The organism is Streptomyces calvus (assembly GCF_006782915.1).
In the GTDB taxonomy this organism is placed as follows: Bacteria; Actinomycetota; Actinomycetes; order Streptomycetales; family Streptomycetaceae; genus Streptomyces; species Streptomyces calvus.
The window spans coordinates 19,624-44,680 of record NZ_VCNP01000057.1; the positions used below are offsets into that span (position 1 = coordinate 19,624).

Here is a 25,057-nt window from a genome sequence, read left to right on the forward strand (position 1 = left end):
CCCGGCCGGCGCCCGGGAGGTCCGCGTCGCGGCAGCCTGTCCGGCCCGCTGTCCGGTGCCGCCGGCGCGGCCGGAACAATGGTGTCCCCGGCGGGGTTCTCACCGGTGGACGCCGCAGTCGTGTGGGAGAAGGGCGAGAGACGAGATGACGAGGACCGAGGAGAAGGCGCTGCTCGCGGGCGGCTGCTTCTGGGGCATGCAGGAGCTGATCCGGACGTTCCCCGGCGTGCTGAGCACGCGGGTGGGGTACAGCGGCGGTGACGTGCCCAACGCGACCTACCGCAACCACGGCACCCACGCCGAGTCGATCGAGATCACCTACGACCCCGCCGTGACCGACTACCGCACGATCCTGGAGTACTTCTTCCAGATCCACGACCCGACCACGAAGAACCGGCAGGGCAACGACATCGGCCTGAGCTACCGCTCCGCCATCTTCTACCTGGACGACGAGCAGAAGCGCGTCGCCGAGGACACGATCGCCGACGTCAACGCCTCGGGGCTGTGGCCGGGCGAGGTGGTGACCGAGGTCGCGCCGGCCGGGGACTTCTGGGAGGCCGAGCCGGAGCACCAGGACTACCTCCAGCGCTACCCGGACGGGTACACCTGCCACTTCGTGCGCCCCGGCTGGCGTCTGCCGAAGCGCGCGGAGGCCTGAGCGGCGGCCCCCACGGGCACAGGGCGGCGGCCCGGTCCCGGCCACGGAGGCCGGGACCGGGCCGCCGTCACGTCAGCCGAACTGGCCCGGCCGGTAGTCGCCGGCCGGCTGCTGGTTGATGACGTTGATGCGGTTGTAGGCGTTGATGATGGCGATCAGCGACATCAGGGCGATGAGCTGGTCCTCGTCGTAGTGCTTCGCGGCGTTCGCCCACGCCTCGTCGGTGACGCCGCCGGCCGCGTCCGCGATCCGGGTGCCCTGCTCGGTCAGCTCCAGCGCGGCGCGCTCCGCCTCGGTGAAGACGGTGGCCTCGCGCCAGACGGCCACCAGGTTGAGGCGCAGCGAGGTCTCCCCGGCGGCAGCGGCGTCCTTGGTGTGCATGTCGGTGCAGAAACCGCAGCCGTTGATCTGGCTGGCGCGGATCTTCACCAGTTCCTGGGTGGCGGCGGGCAGTCCGGAGTCCGACACCGCCTTGCCCGCCGAGTTGATGTGCTTCAGCACCTTGGCGCCGAGGGGGTGGGTGAAGAGGTCGACACGCGCGGTCATGGGATCTCCTTGGTGCGTCGGTTGGTTACGCAGCACTGACGGACCGGGTCGGGACGATGTGACAGGACCGCGGGTGTGACGTACGTCTCACTGTCGGACGGTGCCGTGCGGAGGGTCGTCCCCGGGGCACCGTCCGACCGATAACCTGGCCGGGTGAACGGGGAGCGGAGCGTCGGTGAGTGAGCGTCGGGAACGCGACTGGACGGACATGACGCCCGGTGATTTCGACCGCGACGCCCCGCTGTGTCTCAACGTGGGCACCGGCCCCGTCGTGGTGCCGGCCGAGCCGGACGAGTTCGGCACGGCTCCGCTGTTCGGGCAGGAGACCGCGGCGCGCCGCCCGGGCCCGCCCCGCGCCCCGCGCCGGACCGCCCCCGCGGAGCAGGGGCGGCTGTTCTGAGGACCGGCACGGGCGTCGGGCTCAGGGGAACCGGACGACCTTGGACGGGACGGTGTCCGTGCCCGACGTGGGCGCGCCCGTGTCGTTGATGACGTGCCGGTACTGTCCCTTGCCGCCGAGCGAGATCACCTGCAGGTGCCGCATCCTGATGCCGGGCTTCACCGGCACCTGGAACCCGTGGTGCTGCACGATGGTGTCGTCGGAGGTGTAGTTGCAGTAGCTGCCGAGCGCCCACGCCTCGTGCTCGTCCACCGAGTCGGCGACCTTGTAGGCCGCGTACCCGACGATGCCGTCATGGGTGATGGCGGCCTCGTTCGGGGCGTCGTAGGCCTTCTCGTTCTGGAAGAAGATCGTGCGGCCGCGCTCTCCGCTCCAGACCACGTCGTACTTGTTGAAGTGCTCGACGAACAGGCCCGTGGTGAGGACGTCGTCGCCGTTGACGCGCAGCCCGTAGTCGGCGCGGTTGGTCTCCCAGCCGACGCCCTCGCCGTGGTCGGCGCGCCAGATCCAGGTGTGGTCGACGATCACGTCGTCGCTGTTGATCACGACGGAGTCGGTGGCCAGACCGGGGCCCGCACCGCCGATGCGGACGAACACGTCCTGCACGGTGGTCGGGTTGGCGGAGTGGTCGGCGGACGCGTCGGCCGGACCGACGCGCAGCAGTGTGTCCGATCTCTGCGGTCCCGCGTCGATCAGGAACCCGGCGAGCCGGACTCCGTCGACGTCCGCCACGTGCATGGCGTCCACGCCGCCGTCCGGGACGATCGTCGCCAGGCCGAGGCCGAGCACCACCGTGTCGGCCCGCTTCACCTCGATGGTCCGGTCGATGTGGTAGACGCCGGGTGTGAACAGCAGGTTGAGGCCCTGGTCGAGCGCCGCGTTGATGGTCGCGGCGGTGGCGCCGGGCTTGACCACGTAGAACCGGTCGAGGGGCAGCGAGGTGCCGCCCGTGTTGGCGGGCCAGGACACTCCGCGCGCGTTGGTGCGCTTGGCCGGCACGAACACCTTGTACTCGCTGCCGTCGAGGTGGAGGAACGGCTTCTCGCGGGAGATCGGCGTGGTGTCGAACGTCGTGTACGGGCCGGTCTCGAAGTTGGACGCCGGAGCGCCCTGCACGCCCGTGAACGTCATGTTCCACACGCCGTTGGTCCAGCCGCCGACCGAACTGTCACGGGTGTACCACTGCTGCTGGGAGTACGGGCCGACGGTGCCGTCGATCTTCGAGTCGGCGATGAAGCCGCCGGAGGCCCAGCCGTAGCCGTTCGGGGCGAGGTTGAGGCCGCCCTTGACGTGGATCCGGCGGAACGGCGCGGCCTGCGCGACCGCCCACCGGTTGGTGCCGTTGGCCGGGGTGAGGGCGAGGTTCTCCGCCGAACGCCAGAAGTTCTGGGTGGCGTTGCCGTTGAACCAGCCGGCGTCCACGGTGATGTCCCCGTTGATCTGGACGTCGTCGGGGTTGAGGCCGAGCCCGGAGACGGAGGTGTAGAAGCCGAGTTGGGCGTTGATGCCGTGGTACGTGCCCGGCTTCAGCAGGAACTGGTAGCGGCCGCTGCCGAACTGGGCGGCCTCCTGCTGGGCGAAGACCTGGTCGAACTTCTGCTGGAGGTTCGGCGTCGAGGGGTCCACGACGATGACGTTCGGCCCCAGGTCGCCGCCGCCCTCGATCGGGCCGGTGCCGCCGGAGGCGGTGTGCACGGCGACCTCCCACAGCGAGTAGCCGTAGGGAGTGGCGCGGGCGGTGCCGAGGACGCGGACGTACCGGCCCGAGCCGCTCACCTCGTACGCGGTCCGGCCGCCGGTCGCGCCGGTCACGGAGGTGAGCGTGGTCCAGTTCCGGCCGTCGGCCGAGGCCTCGATCCGGAAGTCCTTGGCGTGGGCGGCCTCCCAGTTCAGGTCCACCTTGCACAGGTCCCGCACGGAGCCGAGGTCGACCTGAACCCATTGCGGGTCCGAGGCCTGGCTCGACCAGCGGGTGCCGGTGTCCCCGTCGAAGGCGGCGGAGGCGGGGGTGCCCGCGTTCTCCGTGGAGGACGCGGAAGCGGGCCTGCCCTGGGCGGAGTTGGCGGTGCCGCAGGAGGCCGGCGGGGTGGTGCCGGCGGTGCCGTAGACCTGGAACTCCCACAGGGAGTAGCCCCATGCGGTGGCCCGGTCCAGGCCCTGCATCCGGACGTAGCGGGCCTGCCCCGTCACGTCCACCGTGTCGACGCCGCCGTCGCTTCCTTGCACGGTGCCGGCGTCGGTCCAGCTGCCGCCGTCCTGCGAGAGCTGGATCCTGTAGTCCTTGCCGAAGGCGGACTCCCAGTCGAGGACGACCCGGGAGACGGACGCGGTGACGCCGAGGTCGACCTGGAGCCACTGGTCGTCGCTCGGGGCCGACGACCAGCGGGTGCCCCTGTCGCCGTCCACGGCGCCGCTCGCGGGCGTCGCCGCGTTCTCGGTCGAGGAGGCGGTGGCCGTCCGGCCCTGGGACAGCAGGGTGTCGGCCGCTGCGGCCGGGGTCGGGGACGCGGGCAGGGTGACGAGCGCCGCCGTGGCGACGAGCGCCGCCCCGAGGGCTCTTCGTCTGAGGCGGCTCAACTGCTTGATGTGTCTCATGGGTCAGCTTTCTGCCGGTGCGACGGGATGCGGGTGAACCCGCGGGCGCGCGGGCGGGAGTGCTCGCGCGGCGGGTGGTGCGACGGCACGGCTCCTCCGGTGCGAGGGCGTGCCGGATGACGAACACGGCTGCGGAGCCGCTTAGTTCAGGGTTTGATTTAAGTGGTGAGACATTGGGCGGGCAAGACCTCGGACGCGAATTGGTGCACAGGTGCCGACGGCGGCCGGCCCCGTCGGACCGAAAACCGCATGCCTTGACTCCCCGGCCGCGGGTACGCGGGCCGGGCGGTCGGATCCGGAGGGGGAGAGGGAGGGTGTGTGGGGCGGAGCGGGGCGGGCCGTGCGGGGTTCACTCCATCGGGGTGCGCGCCGCTGCGACGCCCGTCGCGCCGTGAGACGTTGGCAGCGATCGACGCCCAATTTCACGCCTTTCGTCCTGCCGGATCGCCCGCAGTCGGCAACCGAACACACAGGCCACCGCACGTGGCCGGTCCGAAGCGGAGGAGTGTCACCCCATGAGCGAGGCTCATCCCGTCAAGCGGGCAGCGAAGAAGATCACCGACAGCCTGCTGGGAGACGGTTCGTCGCCGGCGGACGGGATTCCGGGCAGGCCGGCCTCCGAGTCGCCGAGCCTGGCGGAGCCGACCGAGCCGCGTGATCCGCTGCCGCCGAAGCCCGACCAGAGCGGGCCGGCCACCGTTTCCCCCACCGGCCAGCCGACCGGGGCCGACCAGGCCAGGATGGCGCAGTCCGGCAGCTATCTGACCAACGCGCAGGGAACGCGGCTGCCCGACACCGACCACTCGCTCAAGGCCGGCCCGCGCGGTCCCGTCCTGCTCCAGGACCACCACCTGCGCGAGAAGGTCATGCACTTCGACCACGAGCGCATCCCCGAGCGGGTGGTCCACGCCCGTGGCGCGGCCGCCCACGGAGTGTTCCGCAGCTACGGCACCGCGGCGTCCGTGACCCAGGCGGCCTTCCTGGCCGAGGACGTGGAGACGCCGGTGTTCGTGCGCTTCTCCACAGTGGTGGGTTCGCGCGGGTCGGCCGACACCGTGCGCGACACCCGGGGATTCGCGACGAAGTTCTACACCAGCGAGGGCGTCTTCGACCTGGTCGGCAACAACATCCCGGTGTTCTTCATCCAGGACGCCATCAAGTTCCCCGACATCATCCACGCGGTGAAGCCGCAGCCGGACCGGGAGATCCCGCAGGCGCAGAGCGCCCACGACACGTTCTGGGACTTCGTCAGCCTGCACACCGAGGCCACCCACCACACCCTGTGGCACATCTCCGACCGGGGCATTCCGCGGTCGTACCGGATGATGGAGGGCTTCGGCGTCCACACCTTCCGGCTGGTCGCCGCCGACGGCGGCACGACGCTGGTGAAGTTCCACTGGAAGCCCAAACTGGGCGTGCACTCCCTGGTGTGGGAGGAGGCGCAGCTCATCAACGGCGTCGACCCGGACTTCCACCGCCGGGACCTCGCCGACGCCATCGAGTGCGGCGCGTACCCGGAGTGGGAACTGGGCATCCAGACCTTCCCCGACACCCCCGACCAGACCTTCGAGGGCATCGACCTGCTCGACCCGACGAACATCGTCCCCGAGGAACTCGCCCCCGTTCAGCCGGTGGGCCTGCTCACCCTCAACCGCAACCCCTCGAACTTCTTCGCCGAGACCGAGCAGGTCGCCTTCCACGTCGGCCACCTCGTCCCCGGTATCGACATCACCGACGACCCGCTGCTCGCCGGACGCCTCTTCTCCTACCTGGACACCCAGATCACCCGCCTCGGCGGCCCCAACTTCCCCCAACTGCCCGTCAACCGGCCCCACGCCCCGGTCAACGACATGCTCCGCGACGGCATGCACCAGACCGCCGTGCACCGTGGAGTGGCCCCGTACCGGCCCAACTCCCTCGACGGCGGCTGCCCGTTCACCGCCGGGGCCGACACGGGCGCCTACATCGAGACACCGGTACGGGTCCCCGAGGCGACGAAGGTGCGCGAGGCGCCCGAGTCGTTCGCCGACCACTTCAGCCAGCCCCGCCGGTTCTGGCTGAGCATGAGCCCCGTGGAGCGCGAGCACATCATCGGCGCCTACACCTTCGAACTCGGCAAGTGCTACGAGCAGGCCGTCAAGGAACGCGCCCTGGCGGTCCTCGCCAACATCGACCCCGAGCTGTGCTCCCAGGTCGCCGAAGGGCTCGGCCTGCCCGCACCCGAGCCCACCGTGCCGCTCGCCGACGTCGAGCCGAGCCCGGCCCTCTCCCAGCTCGGCGGGACCTGGCCCGTGGACGGCCGCATCATCGGGATCGTGGCGAGCCCGGGCGGCGACGTCGACGGCGTACGGGCGGTGCGCGAGGCGGTGCTGGAGGCCGGCATGGTCCCGCTCGTCGTCGCACCGACCGGCGGCCCCCTCGGCACGGGGAACGGCGCACCGGTGGCACAGCGCACGTACGCCACCGCACGCTCGGTCGAGTTCGACGCCGTGCTGCTGGCGGGCGCGCCGGCGGTCGGCGACGACGCGTACGGCGCGCGCGACGCCAAGGGCGCGCCCTCCGCGGCGCGGCGGACCGCGGCCGACCCGAGGGTCGCGCTGCTGCTCTCGGAGGCGTTCCGGCACGGCAAGGCGATCGGCGCGTGGGCGGGCGGCGAGGCGGCCCTCGACGCGGCCGGCGTGCCCGCCGACGCCCCGGGCGTCGTCGTCGCCGACTCGGGTCCTGCCGTCCTCGGACACGTGCGCGAGCTGCTGGGCTCGCACCGGGTCTGGGAACGCTTCACGACCGGCACCTGAACCACCGGACCGGGCCCGCAAGGGCTCGGACCCGGCGGTGCGGCCTTTGGTGGTCCGGTCTCTGGTGGTCAGGTCTCCGGTAGTGCGGCCTCTGGCGGGCCGGTCTCCGGTGGTGCGGCCTCTGGCGGGCCGGTCTCCGGTGGTCCGGTCTCCGGTAGTGCGGCCTCTGGTGGTGCGGCTTCTGTGGTGCGGCCTCCGGCGGTGCGGTCTCCGGGGGTCCGGTCTCCGGTGGTCCGGCCTCCGGCGGGCCGCTCCCTACGGTCCGGGGCACACCGCACGACGCCCGTGCGCCGAGCCGTGTGCCCCGGCGCGGACCCCGCCGCGCGCCGGGCCGCCGCGCGCCCTGCGCCGCGCGCCGCCCCGCGCGCCGTGCCGCGTCCCTTCGGGTGTCGCGTCGGTCCGGGCTCCGCGCCGAGACACGCCCGCACGCCTTGGCCTCGGCCCCACCGTCCGGCATCCGTCCCGGCGAGCGGGCCGCGCGCAGAGGCCCCGTCGATCGGGCCCCGCCTCACGTCCACACCACCCAAAACAACCGATACCACCCCGGCGCCGTACAGTGGGGACAAACGGCTGTCCCGTCGGCCCGGTCTCCGGGCGGCGGGAGCGCCGTACCGTCTCCGTTCGAGAAGCCGACGCGTACATGCACTCCCATCCCTCCTCGCCCCACGGTTCCCAGGAGCCCCTCTTCGGCCTCGACGACCTGCCGCGGGACCCGGCCGCCGAGCCGGGCCCGCCCGGCGGCGCCTTCCGGGACTCCCCGCAGGCGCGCCGGCTCCTCGCCGTCCGTGAGATCCACGCCGAACCGGCCGCCGCCGCCTCGCCCCGAGGCCGGCAGATCCTCGCCCGCTTCCCCGACGCCCGGCTGGTCGAGGTGGAGTCCCACTGGCGCATCCCGGAGCTGCACGGCAACGAGGGCAACGCCGAGCGCTGGATGCGCGTCAAGCGCGAGACCCTGGTGCTCGGCGTGAAGAAGACCCTCACCACGCGCCCGAACGGCCGCTCCGCCGACTGGATCGCCCCCGGCCCCTCCAACGGCTGCGCCCTGTCCTGCGTGTACTGCTACGTCCCCCGCCGCAAGGGCTTCGCCAACCCGATCACCGTCTTCACCAACATCGACCGCATCGTCGCCCACCTCGGCCGCCATGTCGCCGCCCAGGGGCCGAAGCGGGAGCCCAACCAGTGCGACCCCGAGGCGTGGGTGTACGACATCGGGGAGAACGGCGACTGCTCGGTCGACGCGCTGGTCTGCGACAACACCGCCGACCTGGTGCGCGCCTTCCGGGACTGGCCCACCGCGAAGGCGTCCTTCGCGACCAAGTTCGTCAACCCCGACCTGCTGGAGCTCGACCCGCGCGGCCGCACCCGCATCCGGTTCTCCCTCATGCCCGCCGACGACTCGCGCCTGCTGGACCTGCGCACCAGTCCGGTCGACGACAGGATCGCGGCCGCCGCGGACTTCCTCGACGCCGGGTACGAGGTGCACTTCAACCTCTCGCCCGTCGTGGTCCGCCCCGGCTGGCAGGACGCCTGGGCGGAACTGCTGCGGCACCTGGACGACGTACTGCCGCAGCGGGTCAAGCGGCAGGCGCGGGCCGAGGTCGTCATGCTCACCCACAACGCCGACCTGCACGAGGTGAACCTGCGCTGGCACCCGCGCGGCGAGGACGTGCTGTGGCAGCCCGCCACCCAGGAGACCAAGCGCTCACAGAACGGCGCCCTCAACCTCCGCTACCGCACCGACATCAAGCGGCGAGCCCTCGCGGACCTGCGGGAGCTGGTCGCCCGCCACACACCCTGGCTGGGCATCCGCTACGCCTTCTGACGGTCAAGGCGGACCTCCGGCGGCATCGGCGGACATCCGGCGGCATCGGCGCAGGTCACCGCCCGGGCGGCTGCGCGCGGGCGGGCCGGTCGCCGGTCCGGTACGTGCTGGCGCGCAGCCGCCGTCGGGCCGCGGGCGGGACGTACCACGGGCCCCGCGCGGGCGAGGAGAGGGACGCCTCGGCGCGGGGCCCGCGGTGTCTTCCGCCGCCGACTGCGGAAGCTCGCGCGGCAGGACCCTCAGCCGGGCCCGTCCCCGTCGGACGCCGGGGGCGGCAGCGGGTCCTGCGCGGGCGGCACGAGGATCACCGTGCGCTCCAGCCACGCCTTGACGGGCTCGATCGGCGCGCACAGCACGGCCCGCCCGAACGGGGAGTCCAGGGCCAGACAGACCAGCGGACGGCCGCCGTCGCCCCGGGACGGCCACACCTGCACCTCGCCCTCGCCGGTCGGCCGGAACACCCCCTCGATCAGCAGGTCGCGCTCGACGACCCACTCCACCGGGGCGCCCGACTCGATGTGGAACGCCAGACGGACGCTGCCGGGCTCGTCCGTGCGGTACAGCAGTCGCGTGGGTACGCCGACGGGATGCGGGGCCCCGGGACGGCTGGGCTGCACGAGTTCGAACTCCAACTCGCGCTCCACCGTCCGGACAACCGCACCATCCTGCCGTTCCTGGCGACGTAACGCAGACAAATCTAGGGCTCCTCACCCGCTCGAGGGGAATTCCGACATCGACTCAACGGCGGGCCGTACGGCAGGGATAGCCTCCACGCGGACTGGCTCCGCTTAAACCGCTTACCGCTGCCCCGGGACGGAATCGTTGACCGCACGCGTGAGGAACGAGGTGCTCGCCCGGACGGTCCGCGAGGCCGGGTACAGCTACGCCGAACTCGCCCGCCACGTCCGGGCGTTGGCCGAGGAGACCGGGCCCGCGGTGCGCACCAACTCCTCGGCCGTGGCCCACTGGGTGGCCGGCACCCGCCCCGCAGAGCGCACCGCCGACCTCGTCGCCGAGGTCCTCTCCCGCCGCCTCGGCCGCCCCGTCACCGCCCTGCACCTCGGCCTGCGCGCCGCGGCGGACGGCCTGACCGGCCTGCCCGTCACGCCGGACGAACTCGGCGACCCGCTGGAGGAACTGGTCCTGCTGGGCAGGGCGGACATCGGACGCAGCCCCGAGATGTGCCGGGCGCCGTACAGCGACGCGCTGGCCCGCCTGCCCCTCGACCTCGACGCCCAGTCGGCCGCACGCGCAGGCGCGCGGCGCGCGGGAGCCGCCGGGGACAGCGAGGTGCGCGCGGTCCGCGAGATGACCGAGCTGTTCACCGCCGTCGACGAGCGCCACGGCGGACAGCACGGCCGCTCCGCCCTCGTGCAGTACCTGGTCGGTGACGTGGCCCCGCTGTGCCGCGCCCGCTTCCGCACGGAACGGGCCGAGCAGCAGATGCTGTCCGCCGCCGCCTGCGCGGTGTACCTCGCCGGCTGGAAGGCGTACGACGCCGGCGAACAGGGACTGGCACAGCGTTACTACCTGCAGAGCTACCGGCTGACGCAGGAAGCCGGCAACGAACTGCACGGCGCGTTCGTCCTGCGCGTCCTCGCCCACCACGGCATGGAGACCGGCCGGGCCGAAAACGCCCTGGCCCTCATCGACGCCGCCCTGGACCGGGTGCGCGGCCGGACGGACCCGGCGACCGAGGCGCTCTACGTCGTCACCCGCGCCCGGGCACTGGCGATGGAGGGCAGACGCCGCGACGCCGTCTCGGCGGCCGCCCGGGCCGCACGGCTCGTCGAGGACGCCGACGAGCGCGACATGCCGTACTGGGCCGCGCTGTGGGGCTCGGCGAAGGCATGCGTGGGCAACCACACCGCCAAGGCGGCCGAGGCGATGGGCTCCTACGACATCGCCGAGCAGCACTTCAGCCACGCGGTGTGGAACTGCTCGGGCACCGCCTACCAGCGCATCGCGGCGCTGAGCGTCGCCCACGTGGGCAGCATGCAGTGCCGGCAGGGCCTGGTCGAACAGGCCTGCGCCACCTGGGAGAAGGCCCTGGACCTGATGGAGGGGGTGCGCTCGGCCCGGGTGCGGCGCGCCGTGACCGCGATGAGCGAGGACCTCGCCCCGTACCGCGGCCGCCGGGTCGCGGCAGCGCTCGCCCTGGAGGAACGTATCGTCCGCTGGAAAGCCCAGGAGACCCGGTGACGGCCACCGCCCGGCCGCCCGTGCCGCCCGACGTCCCGCCCGCCGGGCAGGCCCTCAACCGGGTCACCCTCGCGGGACTGGCCGGCACCGTCGTCGAGTTCTACGACTTCGCGCTCTTCGCCACCGCCGCCGCGCTGGTCCTCGGCCCGGTGTACTTCCCGGCCGCCGACCGCGAGACGGCCGTCCTGGCCTCCCTCGCCACCCTCGCGACCGGCTTCCTGGCGCGGCCGCTCGGCGCCCTGCTGTTCGGCCACATCGGCGACCGGGCCGGCCGCCGGGCCGTGCTGCTCGGTACCGTCCTCACCACCGGCGGCGCCACCTTCGCCATGGGCCTGCTCCCCGGCCACGACCGGCTCGGCGTCACCGCCACGGTGCTGCTGGTCGTCCTGCGGCTGATCCAGGGCATCGGCATCGGCGGGGAGTGGACGGCCGCGGTGGTGCTGGCCGCCGAGCACGCGCCGCCGGCCCGGCGCGGACTGTGGACCTCACTGCCGCAGACGGGCCCCGCCATCGGCTTCCTCCTCGCCACCGGCGCCCTGCTGGGCTGCTCCGCGGCCCTCGGCCCGGAGGAGTTCCGCGACTGGGGCTGGCGCCTGCCGTTCCTCGGCGCGGGAGTCCTCACCGTCGTGGCCTTCCTGCTGCGGTCCGCCGCCGTGGAGTCCCCCGTGTTCACCGCCCTGCACGCGGAGCGGCGGCTCTCGCGCGGCCCGGTCCGGCAGGTGCTGCGCGACCACATCGGCCGCGTGCTGCTCGTCACGGGCGCGGTCACCTGCGTGTACGCCGTGCACTACACGGCCACCACCTGGTCCCTGGCGTACGCCGACCGCGCCCTCGGCCTCGAACCGGCCGACACCCTGCTGGCCGTCACCGTCGCGATGGCCGTGATGGCGGTGGCGACCCCGTTCGCTGCCTCGCTGGGCGACCGGTACGGCCGGCGCCGGCAGAGCCTGCGCGGCTGCCTCGCCATGGCGGTCGGCGTTCCCGTCTATCTCGGGCTGCTCCAGACCCGCAGCCCGGCCGCGTTCGCCGTGGCGTCGACGGGGCTGCTGCTGGCCGTGATCGTCGTGCTCGGGGTCCAGGGCGCCTTCGTCCCGTCCCTCTTCCCGGCGGAGGTGCGCACCACCGGAACGGCCGTCTCCTACAACCTGGGCGCGGTGCTCGGCGGCGGGCTGACGCCGCTGCTCAACGCATGGCTGGCGGTGCGCTCCGGGAGCGGGCTGCCCTGGGCGGTCGCCGTGTACCTGGTGCTCCTGTGCGCCGTCGGCGCGGTGTGCCTGCTGCGGCTGCCCGCCGCGCAGCGGCTCGGCCCACCGCCCGGTGCCGCCGGCCCGTCCGGGGGACGGCGGCACCGGGCTCGGTGAAGGGGCCGCTCAGCCGAAGGCCTTGACGGCCTGGTAGTACGTCCACGCGGTGCTGTCGCAGGCGGACTTGGTGCCGCCGCTGTAGCGGGCGCAGACGCGCTTGAGGTCTTCGTAGAACGCGCTGTCCACCCGGGCCTTGTTGGCGTCGAAGGCGCCCATGGCCTTGTAGTTGCGGTAGCCGAAGTCGTGGCGTGCGCAGGCGTTCGAGAAGGGGAAGCCGAACGGGTTGTCCGGGGAGGTGGAGCAGTAGTCCGTGCTCCAGTTGAAGCCGTAGGCGGACCAGGCGGCCTGGTTGGCCCGGGCGGCGGCCCACTGGTTGTAGCTGGTTGCGCTGGTCTGCGTCCAGCTCGCCAGAACCTGCGCCTTGTCGGCGGGTACGGCGTCGGCGGCCGTGGCGGTGCCGAGCACACTGGCGAGGGCCAGGGCCGGGGCGGCGATCGCGGTGGCGATCCTTCGGTGCATCTCACACCTCCATGAGGCTGCGGCCCGACCACCGGACCGCAGGTACATGACAAGATCTTGCCCTATGTGGACGCCTCTTCACACCACCGCCCGCCCAATGATCCGTTAACTCTCGGATGTCCCTCCGGCCGCGGCGGCGGATTCGGGTGTGAGCTATCTGAAACCCGCTGGTTGAGGGATGAAATCCTTTTCAGCGGCAGGGTAGGGTAAGGGAGACCACGGAGAGAGGATGCGTGCGCAGGTGGTGACGATCCATGACGTGGCGCGAGCAGCCGGAGTGTCCCCGGCCACGGTCTCGCGCGTCTTCAACGGCGGCAATGTCACACCGGCACGTGCCCAGTCCGTTCAGGAGGCCGCGGCAGCGCTCGGCTTCGCCCCCAACCGGCTGGCCCGGTCGCTGCGCAAGCAGCGGTCCAGCGTCATCGCCCTGATCATCCCCGACATCGAGAACCCGTTCTTCACCTCGCTCGCCCGGGGCGTGGAGGACGCCGCGCAGCGCACCAGCCTGTCGGTCGTCCTGTGCAACTCCGACGAGGACACCGACAAGGAGCGGCGCTACCTCGAGGTGGCGCTCGGCGAGCAGATGGCCGGCGTGATCGTGGCGTCGGCCTCCCGGGACGAGACGGACCTCGGGCCGCTGACCGCCCGGGGCGTACCCGTGGTCGCGGTCGACCGGCGTCCCCGCGACGCCGAGGTGGACGCCGTGCGGGTGGACGACCGGCACGGCGGCGAGGTGGCCACCCGCCATCTCCTCCAGGCCGGCTACCGCAGGATCGCCTGCATCACCGGTCCGGCCGGCGCCTCGACCTCCGAGGAGCGGCTGGCGGGCTACCGGGCGGCCCTCCACTCCGCCCGGCGCGACGGCGTGACGGCCGACGACGCGTACGTCCGGCACGCCGACTTCCGGGTCGAGGGCGGCCGGGCCGCCATGCGCGACCTGCTGGCCCTGCCGGAACCGCCCGACGCGGTGTTCGTCGCCAACAACCTCATGACCATCGGTGTGCTGGACGCCCTCGGCGAGGTCGGACGCACCCCGCCGGGCGTCGGCGTCCTCTCGTTCGGCGACGTCCCCTGGGCGTCGCTGGTCCGCCCGTCGCTCACCGCCGTCGAGCTCCCCTCGTACGAACTCGGGCGCACCGCCGCCGATCTGCTGCTCCAGCGGATGGAGGGCAGCGGGTCCCCGCTCCAGACGGTGGTCCTGCGCACCACCCTGCAGATCCGCGAGAGCACCGCCGGCCCGGCCACCGACTGACCACCGGACCGCGCCGCTCGGACGTTCCCGCCCCGCGCGCGATGCCGTCGTCCCGACCTCGCGCGCGGCCACGCGTCCCGTCACACGTCCCGTCACGCGGCCCGCCGCCCGGCGCCTGCCCGCGCCCTTCCCGCCCGCAGGCGCCCGCAGGCACCCTTCCCGCCCCCCGGCACCCGCCCGCACCCTTCCCGCGCACCGGTGCCGCCACCGCCTCGCACGCCGGTGCCGTCCACTGCCTCGCGTGCCCCGGTGCCGCCCATCGCCTCGCGTGCACAAGGCAGCGGCGCTGCACCGGCCCCCTCGGCCGGTGCAGCGCCGCTGCGGTGGTGCTCGGGGCTACTTGAGCCCCGAGGTCTTGACGGACTCCACGATCTGCCGCTGGAAGACGAAGAACAGCAGCAGCATCGGCAGCGCCGCGACCGTCGCCGCCGCGAGGATGTAGTTCCAGTTCGAGGCGTACTGCGTCGTGAACGAGGCGATGCCCAGCTGAACCACCGTCAGGTCCTGGTCGTTGGTGGCGACCAGCGGCCAGACGAAGGCGTTCCAGTTGGCGAGGAAGAAGAAGATCGCCAGCGCCGAGAGGATCGGCCGGGACATCGGCAGGACGATGTTCCAGTAGACCCGCCAGTGGCCGCACCCGTCCACGATCGCCGCCTCCTCCAGTTCCCTGGGCAGTCCCAGGTAGAACTGGCGCAGCAGGAAGATGCCGAAGGCGTTGAAGATCGCCGGGATGATCAGGCCGGCGTAGCTGTCCAGCAGACCCAGCTCACGGGCGACCAGGAACAGCGGGATCAGCACCACCGGCGCCGTGACCAGCAGGGTCGCGAAGATCGCGCCGAACAGCTTCTCCCGGCCGGGGAAGCGCAGCCGGGCCAGCGCGTACGCGGCCATGGAGTGGAAGAACAGCGCCGCCGCGGTGATCATCGCGGAGATGAAGAAGCTGTTCCACAGGTAGCGGGCGAACGGCACCTCCGTGAAGACGTACACGAAGTTGTCGACGGTGAACTCCCGCGGGATCAGGTTCCCGTCGGTGACGGTGGACCGCGTCTTGAACGACGACGAGAGCATCCACAGCACCGGGAGGACGCTGATCGCCGAGACGACGACGGCCAGGACCGTCAGGCCGGCGCGCGGGGAGAGGGGCCGGCGGCGGCCGGCCGGTGTGCTGGCCCGGGTCGCCATGGTGTCACTCGCCATCGTCGAACCTCCCGCCTCGGGTGAGCTTGAAGATCACCGCGGAGACGGCGACCATGATCAGCACCAGGAAGGAGCCCATGGCCGAGGCGTAGCCGTACTCCCCGAATCCGAATGCCTGCTGGTAGATGTAGAAGATCGCGAGCGAAGTGCCGTTGGCGGGACCGCCGTCGGTCAGGACGAAGATCAGGTCCAGGCCGCCGGTGATGGCGGCGACCGTTGACATCAGCAGCACGAAGAAGCTGGTGGGGCGCAGCAGCGGCCAGGTGATGGTGCGGAACGTGGTCCACGGTCCCGACCCGTCGAGCTTGGCGGCCTCGTAGTACTCCTTGGGGATCTCCTGGAGGCCCGCCAGGAAAATGATCATGTAGTAGCCCATCATCACCCACACCATGACGGCGATGACGCAGGCGAGGGCGAGGGACGGGCTGCCGAGCCAGGACTCGCCGTCCAGGCCGGCCGCCCGCATGGCGCGGTTGACCGCGCCGGTCTGCTCGTCGAGCAGGAACTTCCACAGCACGCCGACCACCACGAGGCTGATGACGTACGGCATGAAGAGCACGGTGCGGTACACGCCCATGCCCGGCAGCTTCTGCTTGACCAGCAGTCCGAGCGCCAGGCTCACGCAGAACAGCACGGGCACCAGGATCACCACGTACAGACCGGTGATCCGCATCGAGTCCCAGAACAGCGGATCGTCCATCATCCGCTCGTAGTTGCCGAGCCCGATCCACTCGTAGCTGCCGAAGCCGCTGACCTGGAAGAAGCTCAGACCGACGGAGAGCACCATCGGAACGGCGACGAAGACCAGCAGGCCGAGGACGTCGGGGGCGAGGAACAGGCCGGCGGCCAGCCACTCGCGGTGCTTGCGGCTCATGCCCCGCCGGGACGGGGAGGCGGGTGCCTCCTCCGGGGCCGTGGCGGCGGACCGGTGGTCCTGTGCGGCGACGCTGCTCATATCAGGCTCGCCCCCTCGTAGCTCTTGGTGTAGGCCTCGATGGACCGGGCGGCCCGCTCGGCGGCGCCGTCGACGCCCTGGCCGGCGAGCATGGTGCCCTGGATGGCGTCGGAGATCGCCTTGTAGACGACCGGGGGATAGCGCGGCTCGGCGCGGCCGCCCGGGAAGATGTCGTCCTTGAACTGCTTCATGACCGCGGAGTCGTAGCCGCCGCGGGCCGCACCGCGCTCCAGGGCGGTGGTGCGGGGTGCGACGTCGGACTTGGCGCCGGTGCACCAGTCGACCATCCGGTCGACGGAGTCGTCCTCCATCGACCCCAGGGCCCACACGCAGAACTCGGCCGCGGCCTCGGGGTCGCGGCCCTGCGCGTTGGCGCAGAACGACCAGCCGCCGAGCGTGGTCACGTACTCGCCGCCCGCGGGGACGGGCAGCTTGAACACGCCGTAACGGAACTCGGGCGCGTACGCCTTGAAGCTGGAGACCTGCCAGATGCCCTGCTGCCACAGGGCGACGTTGCCGGCCTTGAACGCGCTGATCACGTCGCCGGCCGCGGGCAGGGTGCGGGGCGTGATGCCGTGCCGCACCGCGTCCTGCCAGAACGACAGGGCCTGCCGGGTCGCCCTGGAGTCGAAGGCGACGTTGCCGTCGGCGTCGAGGACGTCGCCGCCGCCCTGCCACATCCACGGGTACCAGGTGAAGTTCTGGTAGTAGCCGGGGCCGGTCTCGAAGACGAGGCCCGCGGTGGTCCTCGAGCGCAGCTTGTCACCGATGTCGAGCATCTGGTCCCAGGTGGCGGGGATGTCGGCCTCGGACAGGCCGGCCTTCTCCCACAGGTCCTCGGCGTAGAACATCGCCAGCGGCTCGATCTCCATGGGGAGGGCGTGGACCTTGCCGTCGACCGTGCGGCTGTCCAGGGCGGAGCCGAAGTCGTCGACGGCCGCCTTCTCCATGTGCGGGGTGAGGTCCTGCAGGACGCCGCCGTTGTAGTAGCGCAGGAAGTCGCCGGGGGAGCAGAGGAAGATGTCCGGGCCCTCGCCGGTGGCGAACGCGGACGGCAGCTTGAACCCGTTGAGGTAGGTGGGCTGCGGCAGGTAGACCAGGTCGATCTGCGTCCTGTGGGTGGCGTTCCACCGGTCGACCAGGTCGACGAACCACTTGGACTGCGCGTTGACGGCCGGGTCGGGCGAGCGCTGGGGCCCGTAGAAGTTCCAGAACTGGAGGTTGCCCCCCTTCGCCCGGGCGGTACCGCAACCGGTGAGCAGTGCCGGGGACGCCGCCGCTGCTCCCGCGCCCGCCGCGGCGGTGAGGAAGCGGCGGCGCGAGGCGCCGGGAGGAGTGGCCGGGTGCTCGGCTTCGTTGCCGTGCTGGAGCATGCGTGCGCTCCTGTCGGAGTGGGATGGGGCCGTGGGAGGAAGCGGATCGAGGGGGCGGGCCGTGGGCGGTGCGGTCCTCGCGTGCGGAGGGCCGCACCGGCCGGCGGACGGATCCGCGGTGACCGGCGCGGGCGCCGGCGGACCGGGGACGACGTGCCGTGGGACGGTCAGTCGACTTCGAGGGTGAGCAGGTCCGGCGTGGCCGGAAGGGACGCCGAACTCGGGGCGTCCAGGTAGAACAGCGAGGTGCTGGCGATGTCGTCGCCGGTGTGCCGGTAGCGGTGCGGCAGGCCGTTGCCCTGGCCGGGGCCGATGCCGAGGCTCTGCACCGTCACCCGGAGGTCCTCGGAGAAGCGGATGGGGTCCAGGACGTGCCAGCGGTACATCCCGAAGCGCTGCTGGCTGAGGTACAGCCCGTCGGGGCGCAGGATCTGGTTCAGGCCCAGGTACGGCGTCGTGTACGCGGTGTAGCCCTGCCCGGGGACGTCGAAGTTCCAGGCGCCGCCGAAGTAGTCCTCGGTGCCGGTGCCGCAGATCGTCGGGAAGTCGCCGTCGCCGTCCAGGTAGAACTTCAGCTCGCCCTCGCCCCACCAGCCCGGGCTGTTGACGCCCCACGCCATGTACGTGCCGACGTAACTGCCGGCGCCGGTGACGCAGTCGAGCAGGGTGTGCACCTCACCGAAGGGCACCGGGTGGCTGCGCCGCCACTGGGCGTGGAAGTACGAGGCGTCCTCGTCGACCTCGTCCAGCTCGTAGTCCACCTGGTAGTAGAGGGTGACCTTCTCGGCGGTGAGGTTCTCCAGCGTGATGCGCGCCCTGCGGCGGAACGGCATCGGCCAGTAGGCGTTGAAGCCGCCGTTGGGGTTGGCCGCGACGGGCACGGACGAGACCTGGCTGAAGGTGTTCCAGCCGTTGCAGAAGAAGTCGCCGAGCGGGACCTCGACGGCCGGGGTCTCCTCGCCCTCCCAGTACATCCGCAGCAGCGTGCCGCGCCAGGCCCGGTGCGGGTCGGTGGTGCACCACAGGTGGCGGATGGTTCCGGGGCCGTCGATGTCCGCGAGCACGGCCGTCCCGCCGGCGGCGATGTCGATGCTGGGGGAGATCTTCCAGCCCGGCCCCAGTCGGCTCGCCGCCACCGCTCCGGTGCCCTCGGTGGCGCGGCCGCCGCCCGCCTTCTCGCCGGTGAAGTTCTCGGCGCTGATGGAACGGCTCACGGCACGCGACCTGCGCGAGATGCCGTCGAGTCCAAACGTCGTCATCGTGTCTTGCCTTCAGTGGGTGGGGTTACGGTGCGCCGAGGCCCCCCGGGGCCGCGACGGCGCTCTGGCGAGGCGCCGTCGGCCGACTGGCGCCGACACCTCTGAAATCCATTTCACCGAAACGTAGAGCGGGTGCCCGGGGGTGTCAAGAGGTGAGACGGTGGTGCGCCTTCCTGGTCGGTCAGCTCTGTCTGACGTGCCTTTTCTCTGGAACGACTGCGGTCCTTGCGCGCTCTCTTGACGCTGAAATCGATTTCTGCAAGCGTTCGCTCATGCCTCGCAACGCAGTCATCGGTGTGGACATCGGCACCTCGAGCAGCAAGGGCGTCCTCGTCGGCCTCGACGGCACGCTGATCCGTTCCGCGGTACGGGAGCACACGCCCGACAGACCGGGACCCGGCCGCTTCGAGATGGACGCCTCGGTGTGGTGGCGCGAGTTCGGCGAGCTCTCCCGGGAGCTGACGGCCGCCGGTGACACCACCGTGGTCGCCGTGGGCGTCAGCGGCATGGGCCCGTGCGTGCTGCTGACCGACGAGCACGACACACCGCTGCGCCCGGCCGTCCTCTACGGCGTCGACACCCGCTCCGTCGCCCAGATCCGCCGGATCGAGAAGGAACTCGGCGCCGACGCGATCATCGCCCGCGGCGGATCCGCGCTGACCACCCAGGCGGCCGGACCCAAGATCGCCTGGATCGCCGAGGAGGAACCCGGTCTCTACGCCCGGGCCCGCCGTCTGTACATGCCGAGCTCCTGGCTGGTCAGGAAGCTCACCGGCGCCTACGTCCTGGACCACCACTCGGCCAGCCAGTGCACCCCGCTCTACGACACCCACGCCGGCGACTGGTACGCGCCCTGGGCCGAGCAGGTGGCCCCCGGCATCGACCTGCCGCCGCTGCGCTGGTCCGGCGAGGCGGCCGGCGTCCTCACCGCGGAGGCGGCCCGCGAAACCGGCCTGCCGGCCGGCATCCCCGTCACCACCGGCACCGTCGACGCCTGGGCCGAGGCCCTCAGCGTCGGCGCGCAGCACACCGGTGACCTGATGCTCATGTACGGCACGACCATGTTCCTGATCCACACCGTGCCCGAGCCGCTCACCAGCCCGTCGCTGTGGGGCACGGTCGGCGCGCTGCCCGGCACCCGCAACCTGGCCGGCGGCATGGCGACCTCCGGCGCCGTCACCAACTGGCTGCGCGACCTGTTCACCGGCGCCGACCACACCGAACTCACGCGCCTCGCCGCCGAGTCGGGCCCCGGCGCCAACGGCCTGCTGCTCCTGCCGTACTTCTCCGGCGAGCGCACCCCGGTCATGGATCCCCACGCCCGGGGAGTGATCGCCGGACTGACCCTCTCCCACACCCGCGGCGACCTCTACCGGGCCGCCCTGGAGGCCACCGGCTTCGGCGTCCGGCACAACATCGAGACCATCGAGGCGGCCGGGGGCGGCATCCGCCGCGTGGTCGCCGTCGGCGGCGGCACCCAGGGCCCCCTGTGGACCCGGATCGTCTCCGACATCACCGGCCGCCCGCAGGAACTGCGCACCGTCACCATCGGCGCGAGCTACGGCGGCGCGCTGCTGGCGGCCCAACTCGTCGCGGACGTCTCGATCGACGACTGGAACCCCGTCCGCGAGACGGTCAGCCCCCGGACGGAGTCCGCCGCGCGCTACGACGAGCTGTACGCCCTGTACCGCCGGCTGTACCCGGACACCATGGCGACCGTGCACGCCCTGGCGGCGGTGCAGGACCGCTGACCTGCTGACCTTCTGACCTGCTGACCCGGCCGGCCGGCGGGTCGCGCGGCGCGGGCGGCGCGTCCGCCCAACCGGTGCCGGCCTCGCAACGGCCGACCCCGACCGTCCTACCCCAACCGTCCGCCCCGGCCACTTCGCCCGGACCGTCCGGCTGCGACCGTCCGACCGTATAACCGTCCGACCGTATAACCGCCCGACTGCTCGACCGCGTGACTGCTCGACCGCCTGACCGACGGCCGGGCGACCGCCCGACCGAATGACCACCCGACCGGCCGACCGCGTGACCGGCTGCCGACCGGCCGGCCGCGTGACCGGCTGCCGACCGGCGGACCGCGTGACCGGCGGCCGATCGACCGACTGCATGACTGCCCGACCGGGGCGCGGACGGTGCCGGTCGCACACCGTTCACCGCCCGCGCCCGGCCCGACGCGGCGGCCATCGCCACCGGCCACCGCCACCGGCCACCGCCACCGGCCACCGCCGCCGGGCCTTAGCCACCGGCCGGCGCGTCGGGCCGGCCGTCCACCGCCGCCGAGTCCCGCACCGCGCGGCGAGTACAGCCGCACCGGCGTACCGCCCCCGGCACCGCCCCCTCCCGCCACCTCCCGCCCACCGACCACCGCCCGCTCGACCCTCCGCCCGCAACCCCGGGCCGGACGCACTACCAACGGAGAGCGCATGACCGCGTACACCCTGCCCGAGCTCCGCCGGCCGCCGGCCGCCGAGCCGAACACCGTCTACACCGTGGCCAGCGGCGACCTCCGCCCCGCCGCCAACACCACCTGCTGGCCCACACAGGAGAAGCTGGAGAGCGATCTCGCCGCGGCGGTCGCGGACCTCGGCTGGACCGTCCGCCGCGGCCACCCGGTCGACGCGGCCAAGGGCCACGGCTTCATCGACAGCCAGCGCGCCGGCATGGAGGTCTTCAAGAGCATCCCGAAGGACGCGCCGCTGATCGTCGTCGAGGCGGTCTGGCAGTACAGCCACCACGTCCTCGCCGGCCTGCGCAGCCACCGGGGCCCGATCCTGGTCGTCGCCAACTGGAGCGGCGAATTCCCGGGCCTGGTGGGTCTGCTGAACCTCGCCGGCAGCCTCACCAAGGCGGGCCGCGACTACTCGGTCCTGTGGAGCCCGGACTTCACCGACGACTGGGCGCGCGACGGCCTGCGCACCTGGCTGGAGACCGGCACCCTCACCCACGACACCAGCCACGTCCGGCCGCTGCCGCCCCTGTCCGAGGACCCCGAGACCGCACTCGGCGTCGCGCTGGCCCGGCAGCTGCGCGAGGAGAAGGCGATCATCGGCGTCTTCGACGAGGGCTGCATGGGCATGTACAACGCCATCATCGACGACGAGTTCCTCAACCCCCTCGGCATCTACAAGGAACGCCTCTCGCAGAGCGCCCTCGTCGCCGAGATGAACACGGTCGCCGACGAGGAGGCGCAGGCCGTCCGCGCCTGGCTGGACGACGCCGGCATGACCTTCCACACCGGCACCGACGAGGCCACCGAACTCACCGACGCCCAACTGCTCAGCCAGTTCAAGATGTACATCGCCGCGCTGCGCATCTCCGACGACTTCGGACTGGACGCGGTCGGCATCCAGTACCAGCAGGGCCTGAAGGACACCGTCCCGGCCAGTGACCTCGCCGAGGGCCTGCTCAACAACGTCCAGCGCCCGCCCGTACGCAGCCGCGACGGCGCCCGCGAACTGTACGCTGGCGCGCCGCTGCCGCACTTCAACGAGGTCGACGAGGGCGTCGCCGTGGACTCCCTGGTCACCAACCGCATCTGGACGGCGATGGGCCTCGACCCGGCCACCACCCTGCACGACATCCGCTGGGGCGAGGAGTACGAGGGCCGGTTCGTCTGGGTCTTCGAGATCTCCGGCTCGGTACCGGCCTCCCACCACGGCGGCTACGACAAGTCGTACAGCATGCGTCAGCCCCCGATGTTCTTCCCGCTCGGCGGCGGCACCCTCAGCGGGGTCTCCAAGCCGGGCGAGATCGTCTGGTCGCGCGTGTTCCTGATGGACGGCCGGCTCCACGTCGACCTCGGCCGCGCGAGCGCCGTCGAACTGCCGGAGGAGGAGACGCGGCGCCGGCTCGACGCCACCAACCACCAGTGGCCGATCATGCACGCGGTCCTGCACGGCGTCACCCGCGACCAGTTCATGGCCCGCCACCGCGCCAACCACCTCAACGTCGCCTACGCGCCCGACGCGGAGACCGCCGACAAGGCGCTGCGCGCCAAGGCGGCACTCTTCGCCGAACTCGGCGTCGAGGTGCACCTGTGCGGAGACGTGGCGCTGTAACCACCCGAGCGGCATCACGCCGCCACCTGCCGGTGGTCCGCCCGTCGCCCACCGCCCCCGTGCGGGCAGCGGGCGGACCACCACCGCACGCACCGGAACACCCGCGTACCGGACCGCACACCTTCCGGAACGCACACCTTCCGGACCACGACCACCGGACCACGACCACCGGACCACGACCGCCGCAACACCACCCGCAACTCACCTACCGGGACACCCGCGTACCGGAACACCGCATGCACCGGAATCCGCCGAGGAGTACACCCGTGCGCACATCCAGAGTCCTGATCACCCTGGTGGCCGGGCTGGCCGCCGTCACCACGCTGTCCGCCCCGGCCGCGCCCGCCGTCCCGGCGGACGGCCGCCCCGCCCCCTCCCGCGCGGCACTCGCCAACCCCGAGCAGAGCACCTTCTTCTCCACCGCCGCCGTGGACCCAGGCGCCACCGTGGGCGCCCCCGCCATCGGCGACAACAAGGAACACGGCGACCTGTGGCCGTCCTGCTGGTCGGACGACGACCACGTCTACACGGCGTACGGCGACGGGGTGGGCTTCGGAGACACCTGGCACGACATCGGCGTGGCCCGCATCAGCGGCATGCCGGGCAACCTGACCGGCACCCAGAAGGCCACCGGCGACCGGGTCGGCCGGATCTGGGGCGACCCCGCGCAGTACTACCGCAAGCCCACCGGCATGGTCTGTGTGGACGGCGACCTCTACCTCGCCGTCCAGGACCTCAAGCGCGGCACCCTCGACCACGCGCCCAGCGCGACGATCGTCAAGTCCACGGACAAGGGCGCCACCTGGACGTCCGACAGGACCACGCCGATGTTCTCCGACGAGAAGTTCACCACGGTGATGTTCCTGGACCACGGCAAGGACAACGCGAACAGTCCCGACGGATACGTCTACGCCTACGGCCTGGACCACAACTGGCGCGACACCTTCGACCCCGACCCGGACCCGGTCGACCTCTACCTGGCCCGCGTCCCCGCGACCTCGATCCAGGACCGCTCCACCTGGCAGTTCTACGCCGGTGACAGCGGCGGCACCGCCAGGTGGACCTCCAGCATCGACCTGCGGGTCCCGGTCCTGCACGACGACCGCCGCATCTACCGGAACGTCGGCACGCCCGGCCGGGTCAGGGACCTCAGCATGCTCAGCCAGGGCGGCGTGGTCTACAACAAGGCGCTCGATCGCTACCTCTACACGTCCTGGACGGAGTACACCTTCGAGTTCTACGAGGCGCCCACACCGTGGGGCCCGTGGAAGCACTTCACCCCGAAGGACTTCGGCGGCTACCCCTGGACCCACACCAAGCACGGCGGCTACGCCACCACCATCCCGTCCAAGTACATCAGCGCCGACGGAACGTCCATGTGGCTCCAGTCCAACGTCTGCCCGTGCGGCGGCGGTTACCCGGCCGGCGACTTCTGGGCGTACACCTACTCCCTGCGCCGGCTCTCCCTCACCCCCGCCGTCCCCACCACCCCCGGCAACGGCCCCGACGCGACCCGCAACCTCGCACGCGAGGACGGCACCGTGCCCGTCGAACGCGCCACCCACTTCGGCACCGCCGCCTACAACGACGGCGACACGGCCCAGAACGAGGACGACTGGAACGACGAACGCAAGACCACCAGTTGGTGGGGCTACACCTGGCCGCGCCAGTACCACCTCAACCGGGTCGCCTACACCACCGGCCGGATGTTCGGCGACGGCGGCTGGTTCAGCAGCGCCCCGCGCGTCCAGGTCCGGCGCGACGGAGTCTGGACCGACGTCACCGGCCAGAGCGTGACACCGTCCTACCCGACGTCGTCGGCCGCCGGCACGAACCGCACCTACGTCTTCGACTTCGACACCACCAGTGGCGACGGCGTGCGCATCGTCGGCGGCAGCGGCGGCACCCAGACCTTCACCTCGATCGCCGAACTGGAGGTCCACCACCGCTAGAGGGCGCCTTTCGGATCTTTCCGGGGCGCGGGACCCCTGGGGTGCCGTCCGGATCTTGCCGAGCCGAGCGACACCCCCGGCCGGCACCCGAGCGGCAAAAGGCACCTGACAGGTCGTGACGCGGCGGGCTATGCTCGCCGCGATGACCACTCACTCCGATCACA

18 protein-coding genes are annotated in these 25,057 nt (G+C 72.1%); 10 read left to right on the plus strand and 8 right to left on the minus strand.

Annotation, left to right across the window (positions count from 1 at the left end; all coding sequences use genetic code 11):
- Positions 1-145: 145 nt before the first annotated feature.
- Positions 146-658: a peptide-methionine (S)-S-oxide reductase MsrA gene (msrA, locus tag FGW31_RS33315; protein WP_142197338.1), complete on the plus strand. Its 513-nt coding sequence runs from the start codon at positions 146-148 to the stop codon at positions 656-658.
- 72 nt (positions 659-730) lie between these two features.
- On the opposite strand, the gene FGW31_RS33320 is transcribed toward msrA, so the two are convergent.
- Positions 731-1,204, minus strand: a complete 474-nt coding sequence (locus FGW31_RS33320; RefSeq protein ID WP_142197339.1) for a carboxymuconolactone decarboxylase family protein — start codon at positions 1,202-1,204, stop codon at positions 731-733.
- 175 nt (positions 1,205-1,379) lie between these two features.
- Between FGW31_RS33320 and FGW31_RS33325 the strand changes: the two genes are divergently transcribed.
- Positions 1,380-1,604 (plus strand): hypothetical protein, encoded by a 225-nt coding sequence (locus tag FGW31_RS33325; RefSeq protein WP_142197340.1) that lies wholly within the window; start codon positions 1,380-1,382, stop codon positions 1,602-1,604.
- A gap of 21 nt (positions 1,605-1,625) precedes the next feature.
- Here the strand turns inward: FGW31_RS33325 and FGW31_RS33330 are convergent, their stop codons facing one another.
- Complete coding sequence (locus FGW31_RS33330; protein ID WP_142197341.1) at positions 1,626-4,199, minus strand: discoidin domain-containing protein; 2,574 nt, start codon at positions 4,197-4,199, stop codon at positions 1,626-1,628.
- Positions 4,200-4,714: 515 nt separating this feature from the next.
- Between FGW31_RS33330 and FGW31_RS33335 the strand changes: the two genes are divergently transcribed.
- Both FGW31_RS33335 and FGW31_RS33340 read left to right on the plus strand, forming a co-directional pair.
- Positions 4,715-6,994, plus strand: a complete 2,280-nt coding sequence (locus tag FGW31_RS33335; RefSeq protein WP_142197342.1) for a catalase — start codon at positions 4,715-4,717, stop codon at positions 6,992-6,994.
- 640 nt (positions 6,995-7,634) lie between these two features.
- A complete protein-coding gene (locus tag FGW31_RS33340) occupies positions 7,635-8,816 on the plus strand; it encodes a spore photoproduct lyase family protein (RefSeq protein ID WP_142197343.1) in 1,182 nt (393 codons plus the stop codon).
- Between the two features lie 239 nt (positions 8,817-9,055).
- Here FGW31_RS33340 and FGW31_RS33345 read toward each other — a convergent pair whose 3' ends face one another.
- Positions 9,056-9,448 (minus strand): SsgA family sporulation/cell division regulator, encoded by a 393-nt coding sequence (locus FGW31_RS33345; protein ID WP_182674987.1) that lies wholly within the window; start codon positions 9,446-9,448, stop codon positions 9,056-9,058.
- Between the two features lie 190 nt (positions 9,449-9,638).
- Between FGW31_RS33345 and FGW31_RS35200 the strand changes: the two genes are divergently transcribed.
- Together FGW31_RS35200 and FGW31_RS33350 are read left to right on the plus strand one after the other, a co-directional pair.
- Complete coding sequence (locus FGW31_RS35200) at positions 9,639-11,018, plus strand: hypothetical protein (RefSeq protein ID WP_182674985.1); 1,380 nt, start codon at positions 9,639-9,641, stop codon at positions 11,016-11,018.
- A complete protein-coding gene (locus FGW31_RS33350) occupies positions 11,015-12,379 on the plus strand; it encodes an MFS transporter (protein WP_182674983.1) in 1,365 nt (454 codons plus the stop codon). The genes FGW31_RS35200 and FGW31_RS33350 overlap by 4 nt, the downstream gene beginning before the upstream one ends.
- A gap of 9 nt (positions 12,380-12,388) precedes the next feature.
- Here the strand turns inward: FGW31_RS33350 and FGW31_RS33355 are convergent, their stop codons facing one another.
- Entirely contained in the window at positions 12,389-12,841 is a 453-nt protein-coding gene (locus tag FGW31_RS33355) for a phospholipase (protein WP_142197346.1), read from the minus strand.
- A gap of 229 nt (positions 12,842-13,070) precedes the next feature.
- On the opposite strand from FGW31_RS33355, the gene FGW31_RS33360 reads away from it, so the two are divergent.
- Positions 13,071-14,093, plus strand: a complete 1,023-nt coding sequence (locus tag FGW31_RS33360) for a LacI family DNA-binding transcriptional regulator (protein WP_220511133.1) — start codon at positions 13,071-13,073, stop codon at positions 14,091-14,093.
- A gap of 336 nt (positions 14,094-14,429) precedes the next feature.
- Here the strand turns inward: FGW31_RS33360 and FGW31_RS33365 are convergent, their stop codons facing one another.
- The 4 genes from FGW31_RS33365 to FGW31_RS33380 form a co-directional block, all read right to left on the minus strand.
- Positions 14,430-15,290 (minus strand): carbohydrate ABC transporter permease, encoded by an 861-nt coding sequence (locus FGW31_RS33365; RefSeq protein ID WP_233452621.1) that lies wholly within the window; start codon positions 15,288-15,290, stop codon positions 14,430-14,432.
- Positions 15,280-16,245, minus strand: coding sequence for a carbohydrate ABC transporter permease (locus FGW31_RS33370; protein WP_142197347.1), 966 nt, complete (start codon positions 16,243-16,245; stop codon positions 15,280-15,282). The genes FGW31_RS33365 and FGW31_RS33370 overlap by 11 nt, the downstream gene beginning before the upstream one ends.
- Positions 16,242-17,618, minus strand: coding sequence for an ABC transporter substrate-binding protein (locus FGW31_RS33375; protein WP_142197348.1), 1,377 nt, complete (start codon positions 17,616-17,618; stop codon positions 16,242-16,244). The genes FGW31_RS33370 and FGW31_RS33375 overlap by 4 nt, the downstream gene beginning before the upstream one ends.
- Positions 17,619-17,785: 167 nt before the next feature.
- The gene (locus tag FGW31_RS33380; protein ID WP_142197349.1) at positions 17,786-18,877 is read right to left on the minus strand and encodes a glycoside hydrolase family 172 protein; all 1,092 of its coding nucleotides are present in this window, start codon (positions 18,875-18,877) and stop codon (positions 17,786-17,788) included.
- Between the two features lie 272 nt (positions 18,878-19,149).
- Between FGW31_RS33380 and FGW31_RS33385 the strand changes: the two genes are divergently transcribed.
- The 3 genes from FGW31_RS33385 to FGW31_RS33395 all read left to right on the plus strand — a co-directional run bounded on the left by FGW31_RS33385 (position 19,150) and on the right by FGW31_RS33395 (position 24,893).
- Complete coding sequence (locus FGW31_RS33385; RefSeq protein ID WP_142197350.1) at positions 19,150-20,628, plus strand: FGGY-family carbohydrate kinase; 1,479 nt, start codon at positions 19,150-19,152, stop codon at positions 20,626-20,628.
- Positions 20,629-21,306: 678 nt separating this feature from the next.
- Positions 21,307-22,941, plus strand: a complete 1,635-nt coding sequence (locus tag FGW31_RS33390; protein WP_142197351.1) for a fucose isomerase — start codon at positions 21,307-21,309, stop codon at positions 22,939-22,941.
- 266 nt (positions 22,942-23,207) lie between these two features.
- A complete protein-coding gene (locus FGW31_RS33395) occupies positions 23,208-24,893 on the plus strand; it encodes a DUF4185 domain-containing protein (RefSeq protein WP_142197352.1) in 1,686 nt (561 codons plus the stop codon).
- Positions 24,894-25,057 lie beyond the last annotated feature (164 nt).

Excerpts from the sequence above, each read along its gene's own strand:
- msrA (WP_142197338.1), top strand. The coding sequence starts at position 146 with ATGACGAGGACCGAGGAGAAGGCGCTGCTCGCGGGCGGCTGCTTCTGG.
- FGW31_RS33320 (WP_142197339.1), bottom strand. The coding sequence starts at position 1,204 with ATGACCGCGCGTGTCGACCTCTTCACCCACCCCCTCGGCGCCAAGGTG.
- FGW31_RS33330 (WP_142197341.1), bottom strand. The coding sequence starts at position 4,199 with ATGAGACACATCAAGCAGTTGAGCCGCCTCAGACGAAGAGCCCTCGGG.
- FGW31_RS33335 (WP_142197342.1), top strand. The coding sequence starts at position 4,715 with ATGAGCGAGGCTCATCCCGTCAAGCGGGCAGCGAAGAAGATCACCGAC.
- FGW31_RS33340 (WP_142197343.1), top strand. The coding sequence starts at position 7,635 with ATGCACTCCCATCCCTCCTCGCCCCACGGTTCCCAGGAGCCCCTCTTC.
- FGW31_RS33355 (WP_142197346.1), bottom strand. The coding sequence starts at position 12,841 with ATGCACCGAAGGATCGCCACCGCGATCGCCGCCCCGGCCCTGGCCCTC.
- FGW31_RS33360 (WP_220511133.1), top strand. The coding sequence starts at position 13,071 with ATGCGTGCGCAGGTGGTGACGATCCATGACGTGGCGCGAGCAGCCGGA.
- FGW31_RS33365 (WP_233452621.1), bottom strand. The coding sequence starts at position 15,290 with ATGGCGAGTGACACCATGGCGACCCGGGCCAGCACACCGGCCGGCCGC.
- FGW31_RS33370 (WP_142197347.1), bottom strand. The coding sequence starts at position 16,245 with ATGAGCAGCGTCGCCGCACAGGACCACCGGTCCGCCGCCACGGCCCCG.
- FGW31_RS33375 (WP_142197348.1), bottom strand. The coding sequence starts at position 17,618 with ATGCTCCAGCACGGCAACGAAGCCGAGCACCCGGCCACTCCTCCCGGC.
- FGW31_RS33380 (WP_142197349.1), bottom strand. The coding sequence starts at position 18,877 with ATGACGACGTTTGGACTCGACGGCATCTCGCGCAGGTCGCGTGCCGTG.
- FGW31_RS33385 (WP_142197350.1), top strand. The coding sequence starts at position 19,150 with ATGCCTCGCAACGCAGTCATCGGTGTGGACATCGGCACCTCGAGCAGC.
- FGW31_RS33390 (WP_142197351.1), top strand. The coding sequence starts at position 21,307 with ATGACCGCGTACACCCTGCCCGAGCTCCGCCGGCCGCCGGCCGCCGAG.